Source organism: Streptomyces sp. NPDC054872, from assembly GCF_053610705.1.
The window spans coordinates 93185-118976 of the sequence record NZ_JBSGYY010000020.1 but is presented as its reverse complement, the minus strand read 5'-3'; the positions used below and the strand labels follow the sequence as shown (position 1 = coordinate 118976).

The window sequence follows — 25792 nt, the reverse complement described above, 5'->3', positions numbered from 1 at the left end:
ACGCGCCGCGAGGTGATCGGGCGGGCAGGGGAGCCGTCAGCCGCCCAGAACCCCCGCCAGATCAAGCGACGCCGCCACCCTCGCCGAGACGCTCTCCGCGTACATCGCGTCCGCGCGTTCGAACTGGGTGCGGCTCGCGCCCCGTAGGAACGTCACCACTCCCAGCGTCCGCCCCCGACTCCGCAGCACCGCGCACAGCGCGTGCACCGTGTCCTGCGGCCACTGCCTGGCCGCCGCCCACTCCCGGGCACGCTCCGGCGGCGCGGTGCCCGCGCTGGTCCGCACGGAACCCACCCGGTCCACGCACTGCGGGGCCGGGTGGCCCTCCAGATAGCGGACGGGAAGCCCCGCCTTCGCCACCGGCAGGCACGGCCCCGGAGCACCGGCAGGCGTGGCGGCGACACGGATCAGCCGCAACGGCTCCCCATCCCCCGCCACCAGATCGATCAACGCGTGATCGGCGAACCCGGCCAGGGCGAAGTCCAGCTGGACCGTCGCCGCCTCCATCGGATCCTCGCACTCACCCGCGGCCCGCGCCGCCCGGTGCAACTGCTGCGAACGAAAACGGAGTTGCGCCGCCTCCTGCTCGGTCTGCTTGGCCTCCGTCACATCCAGGAAGAGCCAGGCGACCCCCAGCGGCACCGGCTCCTCCGCGAGCGGCGACGCAAGACGCAGAAAGCCGCTGCGCCAGCAACGCCGCTCCGGCTCACCGCTCTGAGTGGCCCGCACCGACACCCACATCTCGGCGGGCGCGGGCGGCGCCCCCTCGGCGAGCACATGACTCAGCGCGCTCTCCAGCTCCTCCACACCCTGCCCGAGCAACTCCCCGAGGGGCCGCCCCAGCAACGCCGTACGCCCCATCCCCAAGGACCGCGCCGCATGCTCGTTCGCCACGGCGGGACGCAGATCCGCGTCGACGAGCACCACACCCCACGAGGCGTTCTCGAACAGCGCCTCGCTCAGCGCGATGGAACGCTCCAGGTCGATCTGCGCATGAACCTCGCTGAACGCGCAGTACACCCCGGCAGGCTTCCCGTCCCCACCGCGCACGGCCGCGGACTGCGTCCGCACGAGCACCCGCCCGCCGTCCTTCGTCAGCAGCGCGAACTCGTGCACCTGCCGCCCATGCGCCTCCATGGCCGACATCAGCCGGCTCTCGACCTCTTCGGCGTCGGCGGTCCGCACCGCCCACCCCGCGAACCCCTGCCGCCCGACGGCCTCCGCCGCCGACCACCCGAGAATCCGCTCGGCCTCACGATTCCAGTGCGTCACCACCCCATCGGCATCGAACGCGCACAGGGCGGCGTCCATCCCGTCCAGCAGTGCCGCGAGCAATTCGGCCCCACCGGGCTCGGGCTCCTCGGGCCCCAGCTCGTCGGTGGTCCCGCTTCGCCGGGAAGCACTCACCTGGCACCCCCTGCAGGCCGTGTCCTCATGAGCTGCATGTTCTGCGAGTTACGCGTATACCGCACGTCAGATCATTGAACTCGAACGTGACGCAGCCCACAGGTACTTCCCAGAAGTTCGACGAAATCGTTGCCCCGCTTGAACGTTGCCGGCGGACCCCATGTTCCCTTCGAGTGCCCCGCCACGTCGAACTCACCTCCGGTGATTCGCACAAACGACTGACATCGAGTGATCTGGACCGCCGGGAAGGACGTGACCGCTAGCGTCGGCGACAACACACGAAGGGAGATCGCTCGCTCTTCGGCTCAAGGCCGCAGCTTGCCCCTGGCGGGGACAGGCGGAGTGATCAGCCCCAGTCATCAAGGCCATCAGGCCACAGGAAGGCGCCCTTTGATGACTACGTTTCCCGCAGGCGAACAGACCCACCGGGCTGTGCTTCCTCAGCAGCCTGCTCTGGAATCCGTGAGAGCAGACACCCTCAGGAGCAAGGACGAAACGGCTCACGGACTTCCCGCCACCGTGCGGGGAACCGGCGGGGAACATGGGCGAGGGGAGACCGGCGGGCATCGCGTCAGACCCCGTCGGCGTCACGTCGAATCGGCCGCTGACGCGGCAAAGACGGCAGAGAACGGGAGCGGTGACGCTCTCACGCCCCCCACATACACCGGGGGCATCGGCGCGAGCAGGGTATTCGTGCTAGCAAGGGACAAAAGCCCTTTGATGCCCTGTCACCCCGCTCGCGCCCGCGAATTGCTCGGCGCCGGAAAGGCTGTCGTGCACAGGCAGGTCCCGTTCACCATCCGGCTCCGGGACCGTACGCGCGCCGACTCCGTGGTCGACGGCGTACAGCTGCGCATCGACCCTGGATCCAAAGGGACCGGCCTCGCGCTCACGGAAGAGAAGACGGAAATCGACCAGCGCGGGGAAACCGTCCTCGTGCGCCGGGGCCTGGTGTCGGCCGAACTCCGGCATCGCGGCGATCAGATCCGGCACCGCATGAGGCAGCGTGCCGGGTACCGGCGCAGACGACGGTCCGTGAACCTGCGCCACCGAGCGCCGAGAAGCAACAACCGCACCCGCCCGGAAGGATGGCTCGCCCCGTCGCTGCGACACCGTGTCGACACCACCATCTCCCTTGCTCGGCGCTTCAGCCGGTACGCGCCGGTCACGGAGGTCCACGTGGAAAGCGTCACCTTCGACACCCACTCCATGAGTGCGGGAGAACAGCTCAAGGGGGCCGAGTACGGCAATGGCCCACTCTTCGGAAGTGACGCTCGCGCATTCCTGCTCGCCGCGATGGGGAGAGCCTGCGCCTACTGCGGCACCACGTGTGTCCCCCTGAACATCGACCACGTCCACCCCAGCAGTCGTGGAGGGTCCGACAGGATCTCCAACCGCGTGCTCGCGTGCATCCCCTGCAACCAGGCCAAGGGCAACAGATCCGTGGCTGTGTTCCTTGCCGATCGGCCGGAACGCCTGGCGGAGATCCGTGCGCGGACTCGTCCATCCCTGCGTGACGCCGCCGCCATGAACTCGACCCGTCATCGGCTCATCGACGCACTGAGTGCTCTCGGCCCACACGTGTGTGCCTGGCCGGGCGCCCGTACCCAACGGAACCGCACGGCGGCGGGACTCGACAAGACCCACACCATCGACGCTCTCGCCATCGGCGAAATAGGTCGCGAGAACCGCGGTCGGATCGTCCGCGTGCCCGCCCGCGTTCTCGTCGTGAAAGCCACCGGCCGGGGCTCCTACGCCCGGACCACCCCTGACCGTTTCGGCTTTCCCCGGCTGCGACGGGCCAGGACCAAACAGCACTTCGGCTACATCACCGGGGATCTCGTACGCGCGACGCTCTCCGCCGGCAAGTGGGCGGGCGTCTGGAGCGGGCGCATCTCCGTACGGGCCAGGGGCCAACACAGCCTGACCACGCCGGCCGGGCGGATCAACGTCTCGCACCGGAATCTGTGGTTGCTGCAGCGCGGCGACGGATACGCCTACGACACCCGGCAGGAGCCCATTGCGCGGGAGTCTCGAAAAACCGGTTGAGGCGAGCCGCCGCTGTTCCTAGGGTGTGAGTCATCACGGAGAGGAGGTGGTTCGGCAGATGTATGGAAACCGGACGCGTGAGGTGACTGCGGGCTAGTGGCCCGTCGTCGCAACTCGATTTCGGCGCCGGACCAGCACGTGTGATGTGCGTGCGACCGGCCCAATCCCAAGCAGTCACCCGACCCGCGAGCCGCCGGTGAGTCCGGCCGGCTTCCCGCCGTCTCGTACGGCGGGGACCACGGCTCGCGGGTCGTCTGCGTCTCCGGGCGCGCCTCTCAGCCCTTGCTGACCGCCGTGAGGATCTCCGGCAGCCGCCTCGCCACCCTCGGTGCTGCGAGCCGCAGGCCGCAGTACGTGATCAGCGCTCCGTAGGCACCGCCGAGCGGCAGCAGCACCCAGGACCACGCGCTCTCGCCCGAGACGTGCAGCCAGATCGTGAAGGCGAGCACCGGGGCGCACAGCAGGGCCGCGGCGACCATGCCGCCGAAGATCGAGATCCAGGCCAGGCCCGCCTGCCCGGGGGCCACGTTCTTGTAGCCCTCCTGCGGGATCGAGTAGGGGAAGCGCGCCGATGACCAGGCGCCCGTCGCCAGCATCGCGCCGAGCAGGGCGAAGGAGAGGCCGAGCCCCTCCGCGAGGCCGGTCCAGTCGCCGAGCACGGCCGCGGTGATGACCGTCACCAGCGTCGCGTACGGGAGGGTGATCACGAGGAGGGCGAGGGCGCGGGCGCGGATCTCGATGTACGCGTCGTGCGCCGAGGAGATCGTCATCGCGACCATCCAGAACGCCGAGGTGTCCTGGCCGAACTGGTTGTACATGAGGACGCCGAGCATCCCCGCCGCGAAGCACGCGAAGTAGATGGAGCCGGTGCCCTGCAGGGCGTTGAAGAGCGGCACGATGAGGCCGATGGCCAGGGAGGTCACCCAGGCCGCCTTCGTCTTGGGGTCGCGCCACACGTAGCGCAGGCTGCGTTCCATGACCGTGCCGGTGCGGCCGCCGGGGAGCAGGCGTCCCAGGCCGTGTGCCGCGCGCGCCTTGGTGGGTTCCGCCGCCGCGAGCGTGGAGCCGTCGGGGGTGGTCATGAGGCGGGTCAGGCTGCGCTGCCAGAGGGTGAGGAGGGCCAGCAGGGCCGCCGCGCTCAGGGCGAGTTGCGCGGCCCCGGTGGCGTACGAGCCCTTGCTCACCGAGTCGACGGCGCCGATCGCCGAGGCGGGCGGGATCCAGCGCACGATGTCCGCCGCCGGGTCGAGCTGCGAGAGCCCCGACGAACCGAGCCGCTGCGCACCGAAGTTGACGACCTGCGCCCCCACCGCGATGAGCAGGCCGCTCAGGACGGCCAGATCGCGTCCCTTGCGGCTGGTCAGGAGTCGGATGTTCGCGGCGGCGACGGTGCGCGCGAGGGCCACGCAGACGAGCAGGGTGAGCGCGATGGCCAGGACGCCGGTGACGGCCGCCGCGGCGCCGTGGGCGAGTGCGATGACCGAGCCGAGCGCGAGGCAGAGGGTGAAGAGCGGGCCGATGCCGACCAGCGAGGCGACGAGGAGCGCGCGCACCAGCGGGCGGGGGCGCAGCGGCAGCATCACCAGGCGGGTGGGGTCGAGGGTCTCGTCGCCACTGGGGAAGAACAGCGGCATCACCGCCCAGCCGAGCGCGAGCACGGCGGTGAGCAGGACGGAGACGGTGGCGGCGTGTTCGTTGCCGCGCAGCGCGATCAGGCCGAGGAGTTGGAGGGCGGCGACGAGGAGCGCGGCGACGACGGACGCGATGTAGGCGGCGCGGCGGCCGGTCGACTGGTGCAGGCCGTTGCGCAGGAGGGACAGCTTCAGGCGTACGAAGACCGGGGTGATGGAGGGGGAGGGTGCGGGGGCGGCTGTCGGGAGGGCGCTCATCGGGTGCCGCCGCCGAGCCAGTCGAGGTGCGATCCGGTGTCGCGGCCGCCCGCGCCGACCAGTTCGAGGAACGCCTGCTGGAGCGAGGGGGAGTCGCCGCGTACCTCGGCGAGGGTGCCCTGGGCGCGGATGCGGCCCGCGGCCATCACGGCGACCCAGTCGCAGAGTGATTCGACGAGTTCCATGACGTGCGAGGAGAAGACGACGGTGGCGCCGGACGCGGTGTAGCGCTCCAGGACGCCGCGGATGGTCTGTGCGGAGACCGGGTCGACGCCTTCGAAGGGCTCGTCGAGGAAGAGGACTTCGGGGTTGTGGAGCAGGGCCGCGGCGAGGCCGATCTTCTTGCGCATGCCGGTCGAGTAGTCGACGACGAGTTTGTGCTGGGCGCCCGCGAGGTCCAGTACGTCCAGGAGCTGGGTGGCTCTCTTGTCGACCTCGTCGCCGGGGAGCCCGCGCAGGCGTCCGGTGTACGCGAGGAGTTCGCGCCCCGAGAGGCGCTCGAAGAGGCGCAGTCCTTCGGGGAGGACGCCGATGCGGGCCTTGACCTGGACGGGGTCGGCCCATACGTCGTGGCCGACGACTTCGGCCGTGCCCCGGTCGGGGCGCAGGAGTCCGGTCACCATCGAGAGGGTGGTGGTCTTGCCGGCGCCGTTGGGGCCGACGAGTCCGATGAACTTGCCGGCGGGGAGGGTGAGGTCGATCCCGGCGACGGCGATCTGCTGGCCGAAGGCCTTCCACAGCCCTTGCACCCGTACCGCCGGTGCGGGTGTGGTCGCTCCCGCCGGTGCTTCCTCGGTCACGGTGCCGCCCTTCGTCGCCGCCGTCTCTGGACTGTGCACGATACGTCCCCCGCACCGTCGTCACCGGCTTCGCCGAGTTCGTGCGCGAACGCCGTACGGGCCGGATCTCTCCGGCCCGTACGGCGTTCGCGCGCCCCCTGTGCTGCCCTACCGCCGGGCCTCGCGCCCGCATGCGTAGGCAAGCGGCGAGATGATCTCCTCCGCGTCGGGGAGCCAGCGGTTCGCGGCGGTGGGACGGCAGGCCCACTGCACGGCGCCGGTCGCGCCGAACCGGGTCGGCGGGGCGGCGACATAGGCGCCCTCGCCCAGCGAGACCAGGTCGATCGCCGCGGGCGGCCAGCCCAGCTTGCGTACCAGGTCAGGGACCTTGGCGGTGGCGCCGGGCAGGACGAAGAACTGCATCCGGCGGTCGGGCGTACAGGTCACCGGGCCGAGCGTCAGTTCCATCCGTTCCATGCGGGCGAGCGCGAGGAACCCGGCCGTCTCCGGCACGTCGATGGCGTCGAACGTACGGCCCGTCGGCAGCAGGATCGACGACTTCGGCTGCTTGGACCAGAGCCGCCTGGCGACGGTCGCGCTGCCCGTCGCCTGTGTCGCCCAGTCCTCGCGCGCCGGGTGCGAGCCGGGTGTCGTGCACGCGGTGTCACCGCACGAGCAGGTTTCGGCCCCCTCGACGGACTCGAGCCACGTCCCGGGGAACACGTCCCAGTGGCGCTCTTCCGCGTATCGCACGGCCGTGTCCAGCAAGGATTCTCCGCGCTGCTTCGGGATGTGCGCGGCTGACGTGACTCCCATGGTCTCTTCCACGGACTTCTCAACTCCGCCCGACACCTACGGTTACGGCTGTCGCGTGCGCGGGGGCGGAGCATCGATCCTGCATGTGGGGCGCATGGGTGCACGGGCGGGGGCGCGCATGGGGAATGGGTTCCATGTGCGGGTAGCAAGGCTGTGGCACTCCGAAGATGCCCAGTTGCCGACTTATCGTCCGTTTGTGGTGCATCTTCCGTTTGTTCCAAGGGCATTGATCATCTGGGGTGGCCGATTCCGGCCCCTCCGTCCAGATGAACCACGGTGCACATCAGGGGGTACGCCATGGCCGCAAGGCCGCTCGTCGCGCGGCAGCCCAATGAAAGGCTGCAGGCACTCATTCAGGAAGCGGGCTGCTCGAACGCGGGCCTGGCCCGCCGGGTCAACATGTGCGGCGCGGAGCACGGTCTCGATCTGCGCTACGACAAGACGTCGGTCGCCCGGTGGCTGCGCGGTCAGCAGCCGCGCGGCCGGGCGCCCGGCATCATCGCGGAGGCCCTTGGCCGAAAGCTGGGCCGGACGGTCACGATCGACGAGATCGGCATGGCGAACGGCAAGAACCTCGCCTCCGGCGTCGGCCTGCAGTTCTCGCCCACCGTGCTCGGCGCCATCGAGCAGGTCTGCGAGCTGTGGCGCAGCGACGTGGGGCGGCGGGACTTCCTGTCCGGCTCGTCCGTCGCCGCTTCCGCGCTCGTCGAGCCGAGCCGCGACTGGCTGATCTCGTCGCCGGACGCGCAGGTCGGCCGGATGGCCGGGCCGCGGGTCGGGCCCTCCGACGTGGCGGCGGTGCGGGCCATGACGCAGGCGCTGACGACGCTGGACCACCAGTACGGCAGCGGGCATGTGCGGCCGGTCGTCGTGCACTACCTGAACAGCGTGGTGTCGGGGCTGCTCGCCGGTTCGTACCGCGAGGCGGTGGGGCGTGAACTGTTCTCGGCCGTCGCGCGGTTGACGGAACTCGCCGGGTACATGGCGGTGGACACGGGCCAACCGGGCCTGGCCCAGCGGTACTACATCCAGGCGCTGCGGCTCGCTCAGGCGGCGGGCGACCGGGGGTACGGCGGTTATGTCCTCGCCGCGTCCATGAGCCATCTCGCGGCGCAGCTCGGAAACCCGCGGGAGATCGCGCAGTTGGCGCGGGCGGCCCAGGAGGGGACGCGCGGGCGGGTCACCCCGCGCGCGGAGGCCATGTTCTACGCCGCCGAGGCCAGGGGGCACGCGCTGCTCGGGGACGGGCGCTCGACCCAGGTCGTCGCGGGCCGTGCGGTCGAGGCGATGGACCGGGCCGCCGGGGAGACGGATTCGGGCGACGACCCGGTGTGGATCAAGCATTTCGACCACGCCTACCTGGCCGACGAACTGGCGCACTGCCACCGTGACTTGGGGCAGGCGGACGCGGCGGCGCGCAGTGCCGAGGAGTCCCTCGCGGGGCATCCGGAGACGCGGGCGCGGCGGCGGGCGATCGGCCTGGTCCTGCTCGCCACGGCGCAGGTGCAGCGGCGTGACATCGAGCAGGCGTGCCACACGGGCACGAAGGCCGTCGAACTGCTCGGCACGCTGCGGTCGAACCGCGGCGCCGAGTATCTGGAGGACTTCCAGCAGCGGCTCGCTCCTTACCGCGAGGAGCCGGTGGTAAGGGAGTTCGGGGCGCGGATGGACGTCCAGGCGGCGTGAGGGAGTGCGGGATCGGGCGCGGGATCGGTGCGTGAAGGGTTTGTGACGTGTGTCGCGCTCCGGTGAACGTGGCCCGTCCCGGCCCTTTCCGCACCGTGAACGGCAACTCCCGTGCGCGTTCGAAACTCCCTGGTGACGTAATCAGCGTTTCGCGGAGAGCTTTTGTTACTTCCGCGATTGATGCGGTCACGGAGGTTTGAGCTGCGTGGCAGACGACTGTGGCGACCCGGTAGCGTGAGCCGACGGTTCCGTAGGTCCCCCATTCGTAGGAGTCCCGGTGACGCAGCAGAGCGGGCAGGGTGCCGCTTCCTCCGATCCGCATTCCGCGGACCGGCACGCGCACGAAGGCATCGTGCTGCCTGCCGACGGAAGCGAGCCGCTGATGCCCGGCACCACCGGCGACCACGTGGCCCCCGCGGGCGGCAGCCCCTGGGGCCAGCCGTGGGGCCCGGCCCCTGCGGACCCGCCGCCCGGCTCGGGCACCCCCTGGGACGCCCAGCAGCAGCCGTACGGCACGGCCACCCCGTTGCCCGCCGAGGGCGCACAACACCAGGACTACGGCCAGGACGCTTCGTACGGGGGCGACTCGTACGGAGGCCAGGCGCAGGGCGGTACGTACGGCGGTCAGCCGCAGGGCGGTACATACGGCGGTCAGGCTCCTGACGGCACGTACGGCGGTCAGGCTCCGGGCGGCGCATACGGAGCCCAGCCGCAGGGCGGTTCGTACGGGCCGGCACAGGGCGCGGGCGCACCGTACGCGGGTCAGCCGCAGGGCGGGCAGTACGGCGGTGGGCAGCAGGCGGGCCAGCACACGGACCCGTCCCAGGGCGGCCGGCACGTGAGCCACGCACAGGGTGGCCAGCACGCGGGTCAGCCGCAGGGCGAGCAGTACGGGGGACAGCCGCAGGGCGGGCAACACGCGGGCCCGTCCCAGGGTGGCCAGCACGTGAGCCACGCGCAGGGTGGCCAGCACGCGGGCCAGCCCCAGGGCGGGCAGCACGCGGCACAGTCGCACGGTGGTCAGCACGCGGGTCTCCCTCAGGGCGGTCAGCACGCAGGGCAGCCGCAGAGTGGCCAGCACGCGGCGCAGTCGCAGGCCGGCGCGCACGCGAGACAGGCGGCAGGTGGCGCCCACGCAGGCCGCCCCGCCGACGCCGCGTACCCCGGGCAGGCGGCCGACGCCTCGTACCCCGGCCGCCCCGCCGACCCCGCGTACCCCGGCCAGCCGGGTCAGCCGCTTCCCCAGGCCGGGCAGGCCGGGCAGACCGGAGGAGCCGGGCAGCTTCCGCCCGCCGCGCAGGCCGGGCAGCTTCCGCCCGCCGCTCAGGCGGGCCAGCTTCCCCCCGGTGGCTCCGGTACCGGTACCGGTACCGGAGCCGGTGCGCCCCTGCCGCCCGTCGCGGGAGGTCTCGCGCCGCTGGCGCCCGCCGGTGCGGGTGACGCGGACGCGACGCAGTACATACCCGCGACGCCCGCCGCAGGCGCAGGCGTCGACGAAGGTGCCACCCAGTACATACCCCCCGTCGCCCCCGGAGCCCTGCCGCCCGAGGCCCCCGCGGGGGAGGCCACGCAGTTCCTGGGGCGCACGCCGATGCCCCCGGCGGCCGGTTCCGACAACGAGCCGACGCAGTTCATCGCCCCCGTGCCCGCCGAGCCCGGCAAGGCACCCTTCGGGATACGGCCCGGCGCCCCGGGCGACCGGCAGCCGCCCGCCGAGTTCGACAGCCTCTTCCGTACCGAGGCACCGGAATCCGAAGGCCCCGCGTCCACCCAGCAGATGCCCCGCTTCGAGCCGCCGCAGCCCGCGGGCCACGGCCAGGGCGGCGACGGCGGGGGACGGGCCGCACGCCGCGCCGCCGCCGCGGCCCCCGCGTCACGCGGAGGAGGCCGCACCGGATCGAAGGTGCCGCTCTTCGCGGCCGTCGGAGTCGTCATCGCGCTGGTCGGCGTCGGCGCGGGCGCCCTCCTCAGCGGCGGTGGCGGTGACGAGGAGAAGGACAGTCCGCAGACCGTCTCCGAGTCCGCGCCCGCCGACGAGAAACCCTCGCCCTCCGTCGACCCCGCCAAGGAGCAGGCCGTCGCCCTGGACAAGCTCCTGGCCGACAGCAACAACAGCCGTGACTCGGTGATCGGCGCCGTACGCAACGTGGGCAAGTGCACCGACCTCGCCCAGTCGGCCACCGATCTGCGCAACGCGGCCAAGCAGCGCAACGGCCTGGTGACGCGCCTCTCGGGGCTCTCCGTGGACAAGCTGCCGGCCAACGCCCAGCTGACGGCCTCCCTCACCAAGGCGTGGAAGGCGTCCGCCGCGGCCGACAACCACTACGCCGCGTGGGCGGGTCAGGTCGCGGGCAAGAAGGGCTGCAAGAAGGGCCGTGCCCGCACGACGCCGCAGACCGTCGCGGGGAACAAGTCCAGCGGCGAGGCGACCACGGCCAAGCAGGAAGCGGCCGGGCTGTGGAACGCCATCGCCGAGCAGCACGGCCTCACCACACGCGACAAGTCACAGCTCTAGGGCGGCGACGAGGCCGGGGCCAGGACGGGACCGGGGCCAGGCCGGGACCCGGGCCAGGAGCGCGGCCGGGAACAGAACGGGTCACCCGGTCACGTCACCTGCTCCAAGGTCTTCGAGACGTTCACGAAGCCCTTGCGCGCCGGCACGAGGCGGCCGTCGCGCACCATCTGGAACGTGACGTCGGCGTTGACCAGGCGCGGGAAGTCGCTGGCCGCGAGCATGTCCTTGAAGCGCCAGCTCAGGGTGGGCGTGAGACCGCCCGTCCGCACCTTGAGCCCCTCGTCGAGGGCCCGCCGCAGCGTCCGTGAGGAGACCTCGCCGCCCTTGAGCGACTCGACGGTCTGCTTCAGGACGGTGTAGGCGATCCACGTCGTCTGCACGCCCGCGTCCGTCGGGTCGACCCGGTTGTCGCCGAACGCCTGCTGGCGGATGACCTCGCGCATGTCGTCCCAGCGGGGATCACTGGCCGCCGGGTACCAGCCGGTGAGGTAGGCGCCCTCGTACGGCCCGTTGCCGCCGCCCGTGCGGTCGACGAGGGACTGGTCGACGCTGCCGAGCACGGAGGAGATCTTCGCGCTCGGGTACGCGTCCTCGGTGCGCCGGTAGGAGTCGAAGAACGTGTCCGTGCGCTCGCCAAGCGCCGCCGTCACACAGCCCCCGGTGCCCGCGCGCTCCAGCGCCTGCTCGGCCTGCGCGGTGAAGTCGGTGCCGTCCTCGGGTGCCCGTATGTCGGCGGAGGGCTTGCGGTGGCCCTCGGCGAGGCCCGAGTCCAGGAGCCCGGGGAGATCGTCGCCGGCGATCGTGTCGGGGCGTACGAGGGAGACGCGCTCGCAGCGGGCGGCGAGCTGACGGCCGTTGCCCGCCATGAGCGCCGGTTCGCCGCCGTTGACGGGGTACGACAGGGGGCTGCTGAACTCCTCGTCGGTGACGCCGTACCCGCCGATGTAGGGGATGCCGGCGACTTCGAGGGGGGAGAGGAAGGAGCGGCCGTGCTGGCTGTAGGAGCCGACGACGGCCGCGACCTCCTTGTCGACCGCCTCGCGGGCGCAGTCGGCGGCGCCCACCGGGTCGTTGTGGTCGTTGCAGGTGATGACCTTGAGCTCGCGGCCGTCGAGGCCGCCGTTCGCGTTGACCCAGCGCGCGTAGGCCTGCGCCATCGCGGGGATGCCGGGTTTGTTCGTGGCCTTGGTCTTCTCGGGGGCCCAGGTCATGACGGTCACGGGGTCTTCCCTGGATCCCCCCGCGGAACCAGGGATGACCCCGCATGCGGTGGTCAGGGACGCACCCGCCGCCACCAGGGCGGCCGCGGTGAGCATCGCGGTCTTGGAGGGGCGGGGGAGGAAGGTGCGTCGCGAGACGGGCATGGTCATGCACGATTCCGCCGCAGTGCCAACCATGGAGTGACGCGTTCTCAACGCATGGTGACAAGAAGGTGAATGACAGGGGCCGATTCGGCTGCGCCGAGGGGGAACGTACGATCGATGACCGTGCAAGGTTCGGAGAACTCTTCCCGTCGTGGCCGTCGCTCAAGCACCATGGGCGGCATGCCAACGAACGACATGCCATGGTGGCGCTGGCGCAGCAACGTGCGCTCGGCTCTTCACATGCTCTCCGACCCGGGGTTCCAGCGTGAGTGCTGGCTCGCCGGGCGCGAGGAGTACGGGGACGTGACCGACGCCGTGTACCGCCTGGTCGAGGACACGTGGCTCGACAACTGGTCCGCCGACAAGTACGTCGGGACGATCTTCCGTGACGCGGAGGAGGCGGCCCTGGTGGACGCCGCGGTGCTGCGGGTCCTGCGGATCATGCACGAGGTGGGGCCGGACGCGCTGGTGTCCGCCTATCTCGATCACCCGGGGTGGCCGGAGGCGGTCCGCGCCGCGCGCGAGGCCCATGTGCGGCTCGCCGTCAGTGACGGGGAGGACCCCGACGAGGCTCCCCGGACGCTTGAGGTGCTGCGCATCCTGACCCGGTCGGCGAGCTAGGCACCTCCCCGCCCGGGGCACGGCCGCTCTTCCCGTCCGGGGCACGGCCCCTTTTCCCGTCCGGGGCATGGACCGTGGTCCCGTGGGGTGGCCTGATTGTGGGAACCTTGGGCGCATGAACGAGAAGGTCCCCGCCCCCGCTGAGCAGTACGTCCTCACCCTCTCCTGCCCGGACAAGCAGGGCATCGTGCACGCCGTGTCGAGTTATCTCTTCATGACCGGCTGCAACATCGAGGACAGCCAGCAGTTCGGTGACCACGACACCGGGCTCTTCTTCATGCGCGTCCACTTCTCGGCGGAGCCGCCGGTGACGGTCGAGAAGCTGCGGGCGAGCTTCGCCGCGATCGGCGACTCCTTCCACATGGACTGGCAGGTGCACCGCGCCGACGACAAGATGCGCGTCGTCCTGCTCGTGTCGAAGTTCGGGCACTGCCTGAACGACCTCCTCTTCCGCTCACGCATCGGCGCGCTGCCGGTCGAGATCGCCGCGGTCGTCTCGAACCACACGGACTTCGCCGAGCTCGCCGCCTCGTACGACGTCCCCTTCCACCACGTCCCGGTGACGAAGGACAACAAGGCGCAGGCCGAGGCGGAGATCCTGGAACTCGTGCGCGCTCAGAACGTGGAGCTCGTCGTCCTGGCCCGCTATATGCAGGTCCTTTCGGACGACTTCTGCAAGCAGCTCAGCGGCCGGATCATCAACATCCACCACTCCTTCCTGCCGAGCTTCAAGGGCGCGAAGCCGTACCACCAGGCGCACGCGCGCGGTGTGAAGCTGATCGGCGCGACCGCGCACTACGTGACGGCGGACCTCGACGAGGGGCCGATCATCGAGCAGGAGGTCGAGCGCGTCGGCCACGGCGTCACGCCGAACCAGCTGGTCGCGATCGGCCGGGACGTGGAGTGCCAGGCGCTCGCGCGCGCCGTGAAGTGGCACGCCGAGCGCAGGATCCTGCTCAACGGGCACCGCACGGTCGTCTTCGCCTGACCGCTGCGGGGCCCCGCGCGAGACTCACATCCGGCTCGGCGAACTCACATCCGGCTCAGTGACGCCGCCGCGAACAGCACGTCCTTGATCGCCTGGCGGTCACCGACCTGCCCCGCCGCAGCCTCCTGCGGAGACACATGGCCGGCGGCCAGGCGGCAGAACTCGACGCCGTCCAGCGCGACATGGGCCACCTCGCGGTCCGCCGTCGCACTGGCGCCGGGGGAGTCGAGCGGGATGAACCATTCTCCGCCGCCCATGCCCTCGACCTCCAGGCGCAGGCTCCGGCCCGGGGCGCCCGCCGCCACCAGGCCGTGCGCCGGGGCGGCGAGACCCGAGCGGCGGCGCTCGGCGAGTGTGCCGGGAAGCAGCCGGGCGGCGAGGTCGATCATGCGGTGCAGATGGCGCGGCGACGGGGGCTCGTACGGATAGTCGACCGCCGCCGCGATGTCGCCCGCGTGGATCCAGCACTCGAAGGCGCGGTCCAGCATGGAGTCCCGCAGCGGCAGCTCGACGCGGCGGCCCCGCTCGTCCGGGGCGCTGTAGGGGACGGCGAGGCCGCCGGAGCCGGAGCCGTGCGGGCCGCCCGCCGTGAAGGACACCGTGCGGATCAGCTCGTGGGACTGCTCGCGCCAGGGGCCGCGCACCGCGCGCGTGGGCGGGAAGTACGAAGCGCGCCAGTACGCCTCGGTGCGGTGGCCCGGGTCGGGCCGCGGCGGCGCCTCCCGGCCGAGCGGGTCGTCGAGACCGAGGGCGAGCGCGACAAGACCGTCGACGGCGAGGAGGTGGGCGATCACGCCGGCCACCGTCGTCTTGCGGCTGACCGGACGGTCCTCGTCGAACCACCGCAGGCGCACCGGGGCGTGCCACTCGGAGTCGCCGATGTCCCGCAGGAGCGCGTCGAGCCGAGCGGTCTCGGCGTCGTACGGAATGGCCCACTCGGGGACCGGGATACGGGCCGGGCGCCGCCCGAGGCAGTTCTCGATGACGCGGTTGCGCAGGCCCGGGTCGAGGTCGAGGCTCTCCTCCTGGTGCAGCAGTCCCACCGCGTCGCGCAGCCGCAGCGCTTCCTCCGCGCAGGGCCCGCAGTGGCCCAGGTGCACCTCGACGGCGAGGGCTTCCTCGACCGAGCAGGCGGCGAGCGCCCACGCCCCGAGCAGGGACTTCAGGACGCGGTGGTCGAGGGCGAGCGGAGGGTCGGGCAGCGGGTGTCCCGTGTCCTCTATGGAGGAGCGGGGCAGCGGTATGCGCGGTGGCCGACGGGCGTCACTACGGTCATCCGAGCCGCCCGAGCCGCCCGAGCCGCCCGAGCCGCCCGCACCACCGGTGCCGCCGGGCCCGTCCGGACCGCCGGGGCCATCAGGCCCGCCCCGGTCGGCGCGGTCTCCCGCACCGCCGCCGTCGGTCTCCGGGAGGTCCGGGTCCTCGAAGGGGTCCTGCCGGTCGGGCCCCTTCACAGCGCTCTCCCGTAACCGGGGCGCGCCCCCGGTGCGGGATGCGGCTCCGCGGGGCCCGCCGCGTCGTTCGCGGTGGAGAGCAGCTGCAGGCCCAGGCGGAGGCGGCGGCGCGCCTCGTCCTCCGTCACGCCGAGGTCGGCCGCCGTCTGGCGGTAGTCACGCCGCTGGAAGTAGGCGAGCTCCAGGGCGGCACGCAGCGGGGCGGGCATCGCCGTGACGATGTAGTCCGCGCGGGCGGCTGCCGAGGCGCGGCGGACCTTGCGCTCCAGGTCCTCCGGGGTGCCCTCGCCGCCGCGGGCCAGGGCGGCGGACTCGGTCTGGCGCAGCCGCCGGACGGCCCGCTGGTGGGTGAGCGTGGCGACCCAGGAGCGCAGGGGGCCCTGCTTGGGGTCGTACGCGTCGGGGTTCTCCCAGATGTGGGCGAAGACCTCGCGGGTGATCCGGTCGGCGGCGTCCTCGTCACCGAGCACGCGGTGGGCGAGGCCGTGCACGAGCGAGGCGAAGTGGTCGTACAGCTCGCCGAGCGCGGCCGCCTCCCCGTGCGCCAGCCGCTGCTGCATGCGGCGGTCCCAGCGGCGCGGCGCGTCCTTCGCCATGCGGCCCCCTCTGCGCGTGCCGTTCCTAACTCGTCCCGAAGCCCTCCATCGAATGTAGTCGCCACCACCGACAACGCACTCCCTTTAAGGCAAAGTGCGCCTGCTCCCGGCCTCGGATGATAGGGAGCGGCCCCCCTGGTGTTTCATGGAGAGGAGCTGGGGCAGCCGCGACGTAGGAAGCGTAGGGAAGGCTTCCGCATCGGCGAGCTACGAGCGAGCGGTATCAGCGAGCGAGAGGCGTGCGAGTGACGCTGCAGGTGGCCGTGGACGAGCAGGACGGCTGGGCCGTTCTGCGGGTGTCCGGCGAGATGGACCTGGTGACCTCGCCTGTCGTGCGCCAGCGTGTGCACGATGCCGTGGCCGACGGCCGGCACAGCCTTGTCCTCGACCTCTCCGACGTGCTGTTCTGCGATTCCAGCGGTGTCGGCGTGCTGATAGCGACGCGCCGCCTGTTCCGCTCCTGCCAGGGCAGGCTGCGCCTGATACTCCCCGCGAAGGGTGCCGAGGACGGCTCCCACGTGAACCGCGTCCTCGCGGCGCTCGGCGTCCGCCGGCTCTTCGAGGTCTTCCCGGACGTGGCAGCCGCGGTGGACGACGAGGCGATCCCGCTCTCCGCGTGAGACCCGGCCGACCCGAAAGATCACCGGGGGCCGGCTCCTGGTACAACCTCTCTTGTCCCGGTCTTGGCACAAGCGTCGGCTTCCGGCCTCCGGGCGGTCGCCGAACACGTACGCTCGCTGCCAGAGACACCCAGGGGACCCCCTGTGCACACGCACCCAACCGCAGAAGTGAGGCGGCCCGAACACCATGGACAGTGCCGAGTACGAGCGTAAGATCGCGGCCCGTTTCGCCAGCTTTGATCAGGACGGCAACGGCTACATCTCCCGTGAGGACTTCAGCACGGCGACCGCCGCCCTGCTCAGCGAGTTCGGCTCCACCGCGCGCTCCGAGAAGGGGCAGGCCCTCTACATCGGGGCCGAGGCCTTCTGGCAGGGCATGGCCGGGATCGCCGACCGTGACGGTGACCAGCGGATCACCAAGCCGGAGTTCGTGGGTGGCGCGGTCAAGCGGCTGCGGGACAACCCGGCCCGGTTCGCGGAGATCGCGCGCCCGTTCCTGGACGCCGTGATCTCGGTCGCGGACGGCGACGGCGACGGGGCGGTCAGCCCGCAGGAGGTCGAGCGCGTGCTGACGGCCCTCGGCGTCCCCGCGGACGTCGCGAGCGCCGCGGGCGGCTCGCTCGACACCGACGGGGACGGGCGTGTGACGGAGGAAGAGATCGTCGCGGCGTTCTCGGCGTACTTCACCGTCCCTGAGTGAGTCACCCGCCGCTCAGCCGCGCGTGAACCGCTCCCGCAGCTTGTACTTGAGCACTTTGCGCAGCGTCTCGTTGCGGGGGAGGGCCTCCACCAGCTCCAGTTGCTCCGGCAGCTTGTACGTGGAGAGTCCTTCCCCGCGCAGATACGCCGTCAGGGAGTCGAGGGTCAGCGCGTCGTGGTCCCCCGGCCGCCGCTCGATCACCGCGCAGACCCGCTCGCCCCGTTCGGGGTCCGGGAGGCCGATCACCGCCGCGTCGCCCACGGCCGGATGCCGGTGCAGCAGGTCCTCGATCTCCTTCGCGGAGATGTTCTCGCCCTTGCGGATGATGATGTCCTTGGCCCGCCCGGTGAGGACGAGGTGGCCGGTCGGCCGCAGGTGGCCGAGGTCGCCCGTGATCAGGAAGCCGTCCGCGTCGAAGGTCCCCGCGCTCTGCGCCGGGTCCAAGTAGCCCTGGCAGACCGCCTCCCCGCGCAGCCGCACCTCCCCGTCGACCCCGGCGGGCACGTCCTTGCCCTCGGCGTCCGTGATCCGGATCTCCATGCCCTGCGGCGGCTTCCCCTCCGTCGTCGCCAGGTTCTCCGCGGTGTCGTCGGGCGCGCCCATGGTGATCATCGGCACCTCGGTCATGCCGTATCCGTGGGTGAGTTGGCAGCCCATCTCGCGTACGACCGCGTGGTAGATCTCCGGTGGCTTCGGCGCGCCGCCGCCCGCGAGGAGACGCAGGGTCGGGATGAGCCGCTCGCCCTGCGAGAGTTTGCGCTGCTCGGTGAGGAACATCGAGTATAACGCGGTCGAACCGCCCGCCACCGTCACGCCGTGCCGCCGGTAGCCGTCGAGCGCGTCGGGCAGCGCGAACGTCTCGAACATCACCGCGGGGAAGCCGTACAGGAGCAGCATCACCGTGTAGTCGGGGCCCGCGATGTGCGCGAAGGGGAACGCCATCGAGCCGATGTCGGCCGCCGAGAGGTGCAGCGCGTGAGCGAGGCACGAGCCGCCCGCTATCAGTGAACGGTCCGTGTGCAGCACGCCCTTGGGGTCGGACGTCGTGCCCGAAGTCCAGTAGATCCAGCGCACCGATGTGCCGTCCGTGGGCGGCGGGGGGAGGGTGGACGGGTCGCCGTCGGGCAGGTCGTCCCGCGCGTACGCCTCGAAGACGCCCCGCGCGCCGAGCCGTCGCGCCATCTCGGTGTGGTCGAAGCCCCGCCACACGCCCGGCACGGCGAAGAACTCCGCCTTCGACTCCCGTAGCGCGAAGCCGACTTCACGGTCGCGGTAGAAGGGGATGACCGGTGACTGGACGGCGCCGATGCGGGCGAGCGCGAAGGAGAGCAGGGCGGTCTCGATGCGGGTGGGCAGTTGCCAGGCCACCACGGTGCCGGGGCGCACGCCCTTCGCGTAGAGGCCCGCGGCCACCCGTTCGGCGCGGTCGCGCAGTTCGCCGAAGGTCAGCGTCCGGTCGTCGGCGGCGTCGGGCGCGGCCTGGATGAGGACGGGTGCCTCGGGGGTGAGCCGGGCGCGGCGCTCGATGAGCTCCCAGAGGGTGCGGGACGCCCCCAGCTCGTACGCGGTCTCGTTCTCCGAGGTCCTCATGCGATCCCCTCACGGCAGCAACTGAACTGACGGCCAGTCAGATCGTGCCGAGAGCGTAAGCCTCACCGCCTTGTCGGTCCAGGGGTGCGCGGCTAGCCTGCTATCTGACGGGTCATCAGATAGCCCGGAGGGACCGGAGAGATGACCGCCAGGCCCCTTGAAAGGCAGGACACCATGACCGACCTTCCCCGGATCGTCAGCGTCGACGACCACGTGATCGAGCCGCCGCATCTCTTCGACACCTGGCTGCCCGCCAAATACCGCGACCGCGGACCCAAGCCCCTCACCGCCGGCATCGGCGAACTCGCCTACGTGGCGGGCAAGTACCAGATCACGATGGACCCGGAAGGGCCGCCCACCGACTGGTGGATCTACGAGGACCTCAAGTTCCCGTACAAGCGGAACATCGCGGCGGTCGGCTTCGACCGCGACGACATGACCCTCGAGGGGATCACCCGGGCCGAGATGCGCCGCGGCTGCTGGGACCCGGCCGAACGCCTCAAGGACATGGACCTGAACCACGTCGAGGCGTCCCTCTGCTTCCCCACCTTCCCCCGGTTCTGCGGCCAGACCTTCGCCGAGGCACACGACAAGGAGGTCGCCCTGGCCTGCGTGCGCGCCTACAACGACTGGATGGTCGACGAGTGGTGCGGCGACAGCGGCGGCCGGCTCATCCCGCTCTGCATCATCCCGCTGTGGGACATCGACCTCGCCGTCGCCGAGATCAAGCGGAATGCCGCGCGGGGCGTCCGCGCCGTCACCTTCTCCGAGATCCCCACCTACCTGGGACTGCCCTCGATCCACTCCGGCTACTGGGACCCGTTCTTCGCGATCTGCCAGGAGACCGGCACGGTCGTCAACATGCACATCGGGTCGAGCTCCCAGATGCCCGCCGCCTCACCGGACGCCCCGCCCGCCGTCCAGGCCGCGCTCTCCTTCAACAACGCGATGGCCTCGATGATGGACTTCCTCTTCAGCGGGGTCCTCGTGAAGTTCCCGGCGCTCAAACTCGCTTACAGCGAGGGCCAGATGGGATGGATCCCGTACGCACTCGAACGCGCCGACGACGTGTGGGAGGAGCACCGCGCCTGGGGCGGCGTCCGCGACCTCATCCCCGAGCCCCCCTCCACGTACTACTACCGGCAGATGTTCTGCTGCTTCTTCCGCGACAAGCACGGCGTCGCCTCGCTCGACGTCGTCGGCCGCGACAACGCCACCTTCGAGACCGACTACCCGCACGTCGACTCCACCTTCCCGAACACCAAGGAAGTCGCCCTCGACCACGTCAAGGGCCTGGACGACGAGACGATCTACAAGCTGATGCGCGGCAACGCCATCCGCATGCTGGGCCTCGACCTGGACCAGGGCAAGCGGGCCTGACGTGGACCTCACCTACACACAGGAGGAGGAATCCTTCCGGGCGGGCCTGCGCGAGTGGCTGGCCCGCACCCTTCCCCAACTGCCTCCTCGCCCCGACCCGTTGGACTGGCCGGGGCGCCGGGCGTACGACATGGGGTGGCAGCGCAGGCTGTACGACGCCGGGTACGCGGGCCTGCACTGGCCCGTCGACGCGGGCGGCCGCGGAGCCACCCCCACCCAGCACCTGATCTTCCTGGAGGAGACCGAGAAGGCGGGCGCGCCCTACGTGGGCGCGAACTTCGTCGGCCTGCTGCACGCGGGCCCCGCCATCGCCTCCGAAGGGACCGCCGAACAGCGGGCCCGGTGGCTGCCGCCCGTGCTGCGCGGCGACGAGGTGTGGTGCCAGGGGTTCAGCGAGCCGGACGCGGGCTCCGACCTCGCGTCGCTGCGCACGCGCGCGTGGCGGGACGGCGACGACTACGTGGTGAGCGGCTCCAAGATCTGGACCTCGCACGCGGAGGTCGCCGACTGGTGCGAGCTCCTCGTGCGCACGACCCCGGTGAGCGAGGACGTGCCCAAGCACCGCGGCATCTCCTGGCTCGCGATGCCGATGGACGCCCCCGGCATCACCGTCCGCCCCCTGCGCACACTCGCCGGATCCACCGAGTTCGCCGAGGTGTTCCTCGACGAGGTGCGGGTGCCGGTCGCCAACCGGGTCGGCGCCGAGAACGACGGCTGGCGCGTGACGATGGTGACGCTGTCGTACGAGCGGGGGACGGCCTTCGTGGGGGAGGTCGTCGCCTGCCGCCGGGTCCTTGGCGAGCTGGCCCGCGAGGCCCGTAAGAACGGCCGCTGGGACGACGCGGTGCTCCGGCGCAGGCTCGGCAGGCTCAGCGCCGAGTTCGGGGCCCTGTGGCGGCTCACGCAGTGGAACGTCAGCGAGTCGCAGCGGGCCGGGACCGGTGTCCCGGGCATCGGCGGGTCCGTCTTCAAACTGCGCTACTCGCACGCACGCCAGGAGCTGTACGAGGCCGCCGGCGAGGTCCTCGGCCCCGGCGCCCTGGACCTGGGCCACGAGTGGACCCTGGACCGGCTCTCCTCCCTCTCGTACACGATCGCCGCCGGGACCTCGCAGATCCAGCAGAACATCGTGGCCGAGCGGATACTCGGCCTCCCGAAGGGGCGGTGAGGACTCGCGTGGACTTTCAACTCACGCAGGACCAGAGGGCGTTGCGGGACGGGGTGCGCGAAGTCCTGGAGGGGCGGTTCGATGGGTCCGCGCTGCGGGAGGCCGCGGACTCCGGGGCGCCCTCGCTGGACCGGGTCCTGTGGCGGGAGCTCGGGGACGCCGGGTTCTTCTCGCTGCGGGTGCCCGAGGACGAGGGCGGGGTCGGACTCGGACTTCCGGAGGCCGTGTTGGCGTTCGAGGAGGCGGGGCGCGTCCTGCTCCCCGGGCCACTGGTGGCCACGTTCCTCGCGGCGCCCGACGTCGCGGGAGCGGCCCAGGGGGCAACCGTGGTGACGGCCGTGTCCGGTGGCCTCGTTCCCTGGCTGGACGAGGCGGACGTGGTCCAGGGCGATGCCTCCGGAGCCGTGCCGCTGCGGTCGGTCGACCCGCTGACCCCGCTGCACCGGGTGCGCGACGACGACGGGCGGGGAAGCGGGGCCGCCCCGGAGGCGGGCCCGGCGGACCTGCTGCTCGCGGCGGAGCAGCTCGGCAGCGCGGGCAAGACCTGCGAGATGGCGGTCCGTTATGCCCAGGAACGTACGCAATTCGGCCGTTCCATCGGGTCCTTCCAGGCCGTCAAGCACCTCTGCGCTCAGATGCTCGTCCGGACAGAGGTCGCCCGCGCCGCCGTGTACGCAGCGTCAGTGACCGGTGACGTCGCGGAGATCGCGGCGGCCAAGCTGCTCGCCGACGACGCGGCGGTGCGCGGCGCGCGCGACTGCCTCCAGGTGCACGGCGGGATGGGCTTCACCTGGGAGGCCGACGTGCACCTGCATCTGAAGCGGGCCTGGGTGCGTACCGGCCTCGGGCAGTCGGCCGCGCGGGCCGAGGAAGAGCTGGCGGCGGCCCTGTGAACCCCCGTGAGCGCACAGAGTGATCGACTTGTGAAGTCCGCGAAGTGGGGGGAGGCTACTGAGCGTCGATATCGGGTTGTGTCCTATGCGTGACTCGTCACGGCATGGAGTCGGGCTTCCGCTCCGGTACCTTGTGTCAGATGCGAGTGGTTCTGAGGTCGAGCCATGCCGGTGTTGCCCCTGAGGCGGCGCCGGACCCGGCAATGCACGCCACTCGCAGTGCAGGAAGGGGCTACATGCCCGCCTGTTCGACCCCCCGCAGCGCGCGTCGCACAGTATGCCGCACGCGTACTCCTTCGCGCTGGAATATGCCTGAAGCGCTTGTTGGGGTGACTGAACGTCAACCATGCTGTCTCTCAAGGGGATCACGTTCCGTGACCCCGTGGAGTCGCGAGGCGATGTGTCCGCCGGTTCGGATGGTGTGAGCGGTGCAGGTGCTTCAAGTTCAGCTGGAGGTCAGGCCCGACCCCGCAGAGGTGGGACGGGCTCGGAGGTGGGCGCGTTCGCGGCTCGCCGGTTCCGGGATAGGGGCCGACGAGCCACTGGCCGAGACGCTGATCCTGCTGATCTCGGAGCTGGTCACCAACGCGGTCGTGCACACGGGCTGTCCGGCCGTGCTGCGCATGCGGCTCCCCGACCTCCCGGACGTGCCCGACGAGGCCGCCGAGGCGGGAGCGGGGACGGTCAGGGTCGAGGTCGCCGATGCCAGCGCGCGTCCGCCTAAGCAGCGGCACGCCGACGGTGACGCGACCAACGGCCGGGGCCTGGAACTCGTCGACGGCCTCGCCGATCGCTGGGGCTGGCAGGCCGAGGGCGCGGGAAAGAGCATCTGGTGCGAGGTGGACCGGTGCGAGCCGGGAGTCGCGGCGGTCGCGTTCGACGGGACGACCTACGAGGACGTGGCGTACGAGGCTGTCTGAGCCCCGCATGACGGTCCGGAGCCTCCGCACGACGGTCCGGAGCCCCCGCGCGGCGGCCCCGGGCGCCCGCATGCGCCGTCGCGTGCCACGATGCGCGGCCGTGCGCGGCCAGTACATAAGCGGCATAATTCATTAATCACCGGACGGGTGTTGACGTACAGTGCCCGATTGATCACGCTTGTGTGCAGCGATTCGCCGCGAGGGGACGCCGAGGGACGGTGACGTGTGACCCGGTCCTCGGCGAGACGTGAGTCGCCGTCGGCGTCGGTCCCTTCGTGGCCGAGGAGGGCAGGACCAGGGCGCCGGAGCCGGATGGCGGCGCGCGCGGCAACGCGCTCGGGGCGGGAGCCGGGGCGCCGCCATCCGAAGGCTCACAACACCGCCACCGGCGCGACGGGCGTCCCGGTGCCGCCGACGAACGGCTCGGGCATCGCGGAGAGCAGGAAGCTGTAGCGGGAAACTTCTGCACAGGCTGTGGACAACTTTTCCAGATTCCAGTTCTGGCCCTGCAGCATCCCCATCTCCACCAGGTCGAGCGCGTGTACGGGCAGCCAGAGGTTCTCGATCTCCGGCGGGAAGATCTCGAAGGTGAGGGTGTCGTTGGCGACCGCCGCGACATCGCGTGCGTGGAACCACTCGGGGGTGCGCACCGAGAGGCCGGGGGACGGGTATCCGTACGCGTGCTTGTCGCCCGCCAGGTAGGTCTGGATCTGCCCGGTGCGTACGAGGACGATGTCGCCGGCGCGGACGGTGAGCCCCGCGAACTCCTCCGCCTCCGCCAGGTCTTCGGAGGTGACCGCGTGATCACCGGGCAGCCGGTCCAGGCCCTTGGCGCGGGCGACGTCAAGGAGCACGCCGCGCGAGACGAGGTGCGGCACCTTGTCGATGCCGCTGAACTGTGCGCGGGTGTGGGCGGTGATGGTGTCCGCGGGGCGGCCGTTGTAGATCTTTCCCGAGTGCGACGCGTGGGTGAGCGCGTCCCAGTGGGTGGCCGTCTGCAGGCCCATCGTGACGGCGTCGTCGCTGGTGGCGACCGTGCCGGGGCCGAAGAGCTCCTGGTTGATCTGCACCATCGCGTGCAGGGGGTTGACCCGGCCGGGTATCAGGCCCGTCTGGACGCCGTCCTCCTTGAGTGGGAGCGCGAGCGGGACGCGGCGGCCGGTGCGGATGGTGGCGGCGGCCTCGCGGACCACCTCGTCGGTGATGAGGTTGAGGGTGCCGATCTCGTCGTCGACGCCCCAACGGCCCCAGTTGTTCACGCGTTTGGCGATGTCGAAGAACTCGGGCGGCAGGGCTGATCCGGTCGGTTCCGCGGAGCCTGTGGATGCCGAGCCTGTGGGTGCCGAGTCTGACATGGGCCCTCCCCGGGTCTTGTCTTCAGGTACCTGACGGGTCATAGAATCTAACGGTCCGTCAGAAACCGCGGGAAGGGGCCGGACGTGGGGAACTTCTTGGCAGGCAAGGTGGTGGCCGTGACCGGTGCCGGGCGCGGCATCGGCAGAGCGGTCGCGCTCGCCGCCGCGGCCGAGGGGGCGAAGGTCGTCGTGAACGACTACGGCGTCTCCATGGAGGGCGCGGAACCGACCAGTGAGATAGCCGACGGCGTGGTCAAGGAGATCCAGGCGGCGGGCGGCGAAGCCGTGGCCGTCGCCGACGACATCTCCACCATGGCGGGCGGGCAGCGGATCGTCGACATCGCGCTCGCCGAGTACGGGCGCATCGACGGCGTGGTGTGCGTGGCCGGGATCCTGCGCGAGCGGATGCTGTTCAACATGTCCGAGCAGGAGTGGGACCCGGTCCTCGCCACGCACCTGAAGGGCACTTTCACCGTCTTCAGGGCGGCGTCGGCGGTCATGCGCAAGCAGGGCACGGGCACGCTGATCGGCTTCACCAGCGGCAACCACCAGGGTTCCGTCGCGCAGGCCAACTACAGCGCGGCCAAGGGCGGCATCATCTCGCTGGTGCGCAGCGCGGCCCTCGGCCTGAACAAATACGGAGTGACGGCGAACGCGGTGGCGCCCGTCGCGCGCACCCGGATGTCCGCCAACGTGCCCATGGAGCTGAAGGAGATCGGGGAGCCGGAGGACGTGGCCGCCCTTGTCACGTATCTGCTGAGCGAGCGGGCCCGGCAGGAGAGGATCACCGGGCAGGTCTACACGGTCGCCGGGCCGAAGATCGCCGTATGGGCCCAGCCGCGTGAGCTGCGCGCCGGGTATGTCGAGGGCGGCTGGACCCCGGAGAAGATCGCCGACTTCCTGCCGGGGACGGTGGGGGTCGACCCGATGCCGATGCTGGCCCAGCTGGAGGCGATGGCGAAGGCCGCGGCCGCCAAAGACCGGCCGAACGCGTAGGCCGGG

The 25792-nt window shown here is 71.4% G+C and carries 21 protein-coding genes; 12 read left to right on the top strand and 9 right to left on the bottom strand.

Annotated elements, in window-relative coordinates; translation table 11 throughout:
• Positions 1–36: 36 nt before the first annotated feature.
• Entirely contained in the window at positions 37–1407 is a 1371-nt protein-coding gene (locus ACWGIH_RS24500) for a PAS domain-containing protein (protein ID WP_453446178.1), read from the bottom strand.
• Between the two features lie 693 nt (positions 1408–2100).
• Here ACWGIH_RS24500 and iscB point away from each other — a divergent pair.
• Positions 2101–3456 carry an RNA-guided endonuclease IscB gene (iscB, locus tag ACWGIH_RS24495; RefSeq protein ID WP_453446179.1) on the top strand — a complete coding sequence of 452 codons (1356 nt, stop codon included), beginning with the start codon at positions 2101–2103 and terminating at the stop codon, positions 3454–3456.
• Positions 3457–3731: 275 nt separating this feature from the next.
• Here iscB and ACWGIH_RS24490 read toward each other — a convergent pair whose 3' ends face one another.
• The 3 genes from ACWGIH_RS24490 to ACWGIH_RS24480 all read right to left on the bottom strand — a co-directional run bounded on the left by ACWGIH_RS24490 (position 3732) and on the right by ACWGIH_RS24480 (position 6940).
• Positions 3732–5345, bottom strand: a complete 1614-nt coding sequence (locus ACWGIH_RS24490) for a transporter (RefSeq protein ID WP_453446181.1) — start codon at positions 5343–5345, stop codon at positions 3732–3734.
• Positions 5342–6145 carry an ABC transporter ATP-binding protein gene (locus ACWGIH_RS24485; protein WP_453446321.1) on the bottom strand — a complete coding sequence of 268 codons (804 nt, stop codon included), beginning with the start codon at positions 6143–6145 and terminating at the stop codon, positions 5342–5344. The genes ACWGIH_RS24490 and ACWGIH_RS24485 overlap by 4 nt, the downstream gene beginning before the upstream one ends.
• Positions 6146–6292: 147 nt before the next feature.
• Complete coding sequence (locus tag ACWGIH_RS24480) at positions 6293–6940, bottom strand: bifunctional DNA primase/polymerase (RefSeq protein WP_453446183.1); 648 nt, start codon at positions 6938–6940, stop codon at positions 6293–6295.
• Positions 6941–7237: 297 nt separating this feature from the next.
• Between ACWGIH_RS24480 and ACWGIH_RS24475 the strand changes: the two genes are divergently transcribed.
• Positions 7238–8626: a transcriptional regulator gene (locus tag ACWGIH_RS24475; RefSeq protein ID WP_453446185.1), complete on the top strand. Its 1389-nt coding sequence runs from the start codon at positions 7238–7240 to the stop codon at positions 8624–8626.
• 277 nt (positions 8627–8903) lie between these two features.
• Entirely contained in the window at positions 8904–11141 is a 2238-nt protein-coding gene (locus tag ACWGIH_RS24470) for a hypothetical protein (RefSeq protein WP_453510320.1), read from the top strand.
• Positions 11142–11230: 89 nt separating this feature from the next.
• Here ACWGIH_RS24470 and ACWGIH_RS24465 read toward each other — a convergent pair whose 3' ends face one another.
• Positions 11231–12511: an ABC transporter substrate-binding protein gene (locus ACWGIH_RS24465; RefSeq protein WP_453446186.1), complete on the bottom strand. Its 1281-nt coding sequence runs from the start codon at positions 12509–12511 to the stop codon at positions 11231–11233.
• A gap of 111 nt (positions 12512–12622) precedes the next feature.
• On the opposite strand from ACWGIH_RS24465, the gene ACWGIH_RS24460 reads away from it, so the two are divergent.
• Both ACWGIH_RS24460 and purU read left to right on the top strand, forming a co-directional pair.
• The gene (locus tag ACWGIH_RS24460; protein ID WP_453446188.1) at positions 12623–13126 is read left to right on the top strand and encodes an SCO4402 family protein; all 504 of its coding nucleotides are present in this window, start codon (positions 12623–12625) and stop codon (positions 13124–13126) included.
• A 115-nt stretch (positions 13127–13241) separates the two neighbouring features.
• Positions 13242–14114: a formyltetrahydrofolate deformylase gene (gene purU / locus ACWGIH_RS24455; protein WP_453446189.1), complete on the top strand. Its 873-nt coding sequence runs from the start codon at positions 13242–13244 to the stop codon at positions 14112–14114.
• Positions 14115–14158: 44 nt separating this feature from the next.
• On the opposite strand, the gene ACWGIH_RS24450 is transcribed toward purU, so the two are convergent.
• Positions 14159–15568 carry an MDMPI N domain containing protein gene (locus ACWGIH_RS24450; RefSeq protein WP_453446191.1) on the bottom strand — a complete coding sequence of 470 codons (1410 nt, stop codon included), beginning with the start codon at positions 15566–15568 and terminating at the stop codon, positions 14159–14161.
• Positions 15565–16164 (bottom strand): sigma-70 family RNA polymerase sigma factor, encoded by a 600-nt coding sequence (locus ACWGIH_RS24445; RefSeq protein WP_453446192.1) that lies wholly within the window; start codon positions 16162–16164, stop codon positions 15565–15567. Before ACWGIH_RS24445 ends, ACWGIH_RS24450 begins: the two co-directional genes overlap by 4 nt.
• 245 nt (positions 16165–16409) lie before the next feature.
• Here ACWGIH_RS24445 and ACWGIH_RS24440 point away from each other — a divergent pair, with 245 nt between their 5' ends.
• Together ACWGIH_RS24440 and ACWGIH_RS24435 are read left to right on the top strand one after the other, a co-directional pair.
• Complete coding sequence (locus ACWGIH_RS24440) at positions 16410–16784, top strand: STAS domain-containing protein (protein WP_361832242.1); 375 nt, start codon at positions 16410–16412, stop codon at positions 16782–16784.
• Positions 16785–16971: 187 nt separating this feature from the next.
• Positions 16972–17484 (top strand): EF-hand domain-containing protein, encoded by a 513-nt coding sequence (locus ACWGIH_RS24435; RefSeq protein ID WP_453446193.1) that lies wholly within the window; start codon positions 16972–16974, stop codon positions 17482–17484.
• Positions 17485–17496: 12 nt separating this feature from the next.
• Here ACWGIH_RS24435 and ACWGIH_RS24430 read toward each other — a convergent pair whose 3' ends face one another.
• Positions 17497–19074, bottom strand: a complete 1578-nt coding sequence (locus tag ACWGIH_RS24430; RefSeq protein ID WP_453446195.1) for a class I adenylate-forming enzyme family protein — start codon at positions 19072–19074, stop codon at positions 17497–17499.
• A gap of 174 nt (positions 19075–19248) precedes the next feature.
• On the opposite strand from ACWGIH_RS24430, the gene ACWGIH_RS24425 reads away from it, so the two are divergent.
• The 4 genes from ACWGIH_RS24425 (at position 19249) to ACWGIH_RS24410 (ending at position 23435) form a co-directional block, all read left to right on the top strand.
• Positions 19249–20454 (top strand): amidohydrolase family protein, encoded by a 1206-nt coding sequence (locus ACWGIH_RS24425; RefSeq protein WP_453446197.1) that lies wholly within the window; start codon positions 19249–19251, stop codon positions 20452–20454.
• A gap of 1 nt (position 20455) precedes the next feature.
• Entirely contained in the window at positions 20456–21622 is a 1167-nt protein-coding gene (locus ACWGIH_RS24420) for an acyl-CoA dehydrogenase (RefSeq protein WP_453446199.1), read from the top strand.
• A gap of 8 nt (positions 21623–21630) precedes the next feature.
• Positions 21631–22515 carry an acyl-CoA dehydrogenase family protein gene (locus ACWGIH_RS24415; protein ID WP_453446200.1) on the top strand — a complete coding sequence of 295 codons (885 nt, stop codon included), beginning with the start codon at positions 21631–21633 and terminating at the stop codon, positions 22513–22515.
• 428 nt (positions 22516–22943) lie between these two features.
• Positions 22944–23435, top strand: coding sequence for an ATP-binding protein (locus ACWGIH_RS24410; protein WP_453446202.1), 492 nt, complete (start codon positions 22944–22946; stop codon positions 23433–23435).
• Between the two features lie 371 nt (positions 23436–23806).
• Here ACWGIH_RS24410 and ACWGIH_RS24405 read toward each other — a convergent pair whose 3' ends face one another.
• Positions 23807–24790: a cyclase family protein gene (locus tag ACWGIH_RS24405; RefSeq protein WP_453446203.1), complete on the bottom strand. Its 984-nt coding sequence runs from the start codon at positions 24788–24790 to the stop codon at positions 23807–23809.
• Positions 24791–24874: 84 nt separating this feature from the next.
• Between ACWGIH_RS24405 and ACWGIH_RS24400 the strand changes: the two genes are divergently transcribed.
• Complete coding sequence (locus ACWGIH_RS24400; protein WP_453446204.1) at positions 24875–25786, top strand: SDR family oxidoreductase; 912 nt, start codon at positions 24875–24877, stop codon at positions 25784–25786.
• The last annotated feature ends 6 nt before the right edge of the window (positions 25787–25792 follow it).